Here is a 2105-nt window from a genome sequence, read left to right as displayed (position 1 = left end):
CCCCCCCCCCCCCCCCCCCCCCCCCCCCCCCCCCCCCCCCCCCCACGGGGGTTATGTTGTCTCAGCGGTTCAGGCGTGTGTCGATCAGGCCCTCCACCACGCTCGGATCAGCCAGGGTCGAGGTGTCGCCCAGGCTGTCGAGCTCGTTGCAGGCGATCTTGCGCAGGATCCGCCGCATGATCTTCCCCGAGCGAGTCTTCGGCAGGGCCGGCGCCCACTGGATCAGTTCCGGCTTGGCAAAACTGCCGATTTCCTTGCTGACATGGGCCAGCAACTCCTTCTTCAACTCGTCGTTGGCTTCGACCCCGTTCATCGGCGTGACAAAGGCGTAGATGCCCTGGCCCTTCAAGTCGTGGGGATAACCCACGACCGCTGCCTCGGCAATGCTGTCGTGCAACACCAGCGCACTTTCCACCTCGGCGGTGCCGATGCGGTGGCCCGACACATTGATCACATCGTCGATACGCCCGGTGATCCAATAGTCGCCATCTTCGTCGCGACGGGCGCCGTCGCCGGTGAAGTAGTAACCGGGGTAAGGCTTGAAGTAGGTGTCGACCATTCGTTGGTGGTCGCCGTAGACGCTGCGAATCTGCCCCGGCCAACTGGATTTTATCGCCAGTACGCCGCTGCCCGCGCCGCTGATCTCCTTGCCGACCTCATCCAGCAACACCGGCTGCACGCCGAACATCGGCCGGGTGGCGCAGCCCGGCTTGAGCCGTGGCGCGCTCACCAGCGGGCTAAGCATGATGCCGCCGGTTTCGGTCTGCCACCAGGTATCGACAATCGGGCAGCGTTGTTCGCCGACCACGTTGAAGTACCATTCCCACGCCTCCGGATTGATCGGCTCACCGACACTGCCGAGCAAGCGCAGGCTCTTGCGCGAAGTGCCCTGCAACGGCCCGGCGCCCTCGCGCATCAGCGCGCGCAGGGCGGTGGGCGCGGTGTAGAAAATATTGACCTGATGTTTGTCGATCACCTGCCAGAACCGCGAACTGTTCGGATGGCTTGGCACGCCCTCGAAGATCAGCGTGGTGGCGCCGTTCGCCAGTGGCCCGTAGACGATATAGCTATGGCCGGTGACCCAGCCGACATCGGCGGTGCACCAGAAAACCTCGTTGTCGCGGTAATCCAGCACGTACTTGAAGGTCATCGCTGCCTGCAACAGATAACCGCCGGTGGTGTGCAGCACGCCCTTGGGTTTTCCGGTGCTGCCGGAGGTATAGAGGATGAACAGCGGGTCCTCGGCGTCCATCGGCTCGGGGGGGCAATCGTCGCTCATGTCGTGCATGGCCTGGTGGTACCAGACGTCGCGCCCTTCGATCCATTCCACCTCGCCCTGGGTGCGCTCCACCACCAGCACGGTGCTGACGTCCGGGCAGCTTTCCAGCGCCTTGTCGACGTTGCGCTTGAGCGGTATGAACCGTCCGCCGCGCACGCCTTCGTCGGCGGTGATGACGGTGCGGCAATCGGCGTCGAGAATCCGGTCGCGCAGAGAATCTGGCGAAAACCCGCCGAACACCACCGAATGCACCGCGCCGATGCGGGTGCAGGCGAGCATGGCGTAGGCCGCTTCCGGGATCATCGGCATGTAGATGCAGACCCGATCGCCTTTTTTCACGCCACGGCTTTTCAGCACGTTAGCCAGGCGGCACACATGGTGGTGAAGTTTCTTGTAGGTGATCTGTGCCGATTCGGCGGGATTGTCGCCTTCCCAGATGATCGCGATTTGATCGCCGCAGGTGTCCAGGTGACGGTCGATGCAGTTGGCGCTGACGTTCAGCTTGCCACCGGCGAACCAGCTCGCTTCGCCGCTCTTCAAATCGTAGCGCTGGACGGTCTGCCAGGGCGTCATCCAGTCAAGAAAACGCGTGGCCTGCTCGGCCCAGAAGGCGCTGGGGTGCTCAATGGATTCGTTGTAGAGCCGCTTGTACTCGTCCTGACTCAATTGCGCAGCCCGGCGGACGGCATCGGCGTGGGGGTACTGGCTGATATCGAACATGACGGTTCCTTATTCTTGTTTTGCGACAAGACATAAAGATGCGCCGAGTAACTGGAGGGTTCAAGTCATGTGCAAAACAACTGTGGGAGGGGGGGGGGGGGGGGGG

At 63.0% G+C, this 2105-nt stretch carries 1 protein-coding gene; it reads right to left on the bottom strand.

Annotated features, from left to right (window positions below):
- Positions 1-61: 61 nt before the first annotated feature.
- Complete coding sequence (gene acs / locus ACE04F_RS06870) at positions 62-1999, bottom strand: acetate--CoA ligase (protein WP_486105548.1); 1938 nt, start codon at positions 1997-1999, stop codon at positions 62-64.
- Positions 2000-2105 lie beyond the last annotated feature (106 nt).

The organism is Pseudomonas sp. AGC41 (assembly GCF_057334555.1).
This window is presented reverse-complemented; position numbering and strand designations above follow the sequence as displayed.